The sequence below is a fragment of the Streptomyces sp. SID486 genome (assembly GCF_009865385.1).
Classification (GTDB): Bacteria; Actinomycetota; Actinomycetes; order Streptomycetales; family Streptomycetaceae; genus Streptomyces.
On record NZ_WWJT01000370.1, the window covers coordinates 1 to 775 of the forward strand.

Annotated in this window: 1 protein-coding gene; it reads right to left on the minus strand. The window is 65.5% G+C overall.

Annotated features, from left to right (window positions below; all coding sequences use genetic code 11):
- A partial coding sequence (locus tag GT045_RS17030) for an alpha-amylase family glycosyl hydrolase (RefSeq protein ID WP_237538661.1) occupies window positions 1–775 on the minus strand: 775 nt, incomplete at both ends.

Genomic DNA, 775 nt, shown 5'->3' on the forward strand with positions numbered 1-775 from the left:
TCGATCTGGTTGCGGTCGTTGTCGAGCAGGGGCGCGAGGCGGCGGCGGATGCCGATGTTGGCGCGCATCCGCGGGTCCTTCGCGTACTCCGCCCACATGTAGTCGCGTTCCTCGTCGGTGACCATCTCGAGGGTCAGCTCGTCGTGGTTGCGCAGGAAGATGCCCCACTGGCAGCCGGAGGGGATCGCGGGGGTCTTGGCGAGGATCTCGGAGACCGGGTAGCGGGATTCCCGCCGTACGGCCATGAAGATGCGCGGCATGACGGGGAAGTGGAACGCCATGTGGCACTCGTCGCCGCCGGAGGAGTAGTCGCCGAAGTAGTCGACGACGTCCTCGGGCCACTGGTTGGCCTCCGCCAGCAGCACCGTGTCCGGGTACTGGGCGTCGATCTCCTTGCGGACCCGCCTGAGGAACGCGTGGGTGGCGGGCAGGTTCTCGCAGTTGGTGCCCTCCTGCTGGTACAGGTACGGCACGGCGTCCAGCCGGAACCCGTCGATGCCCAGATCCAGCCAGAACTTCAGTGCGGAGATCATCTCCTCCTGCACCGCCGGATTCTCGTAGTTGAGGTCCGGCTGGTGCGAGAAGAAGCGATGCCAGTAGTACTGCTTGCGTACCGGGTCGTACGTCCAGTTGGAGACCTCGGTGTCGACGAAGATGATCCGGGCGTCCTGGTACTGCTTGTCGTCGTCGGCCCAGACGTAGTAGTCCCCGTACGGACCGTCCGGGTCGCGCCTCGACTCCTGGAACCACGGGTGCTGGTCGCTGGTGTGGTTCA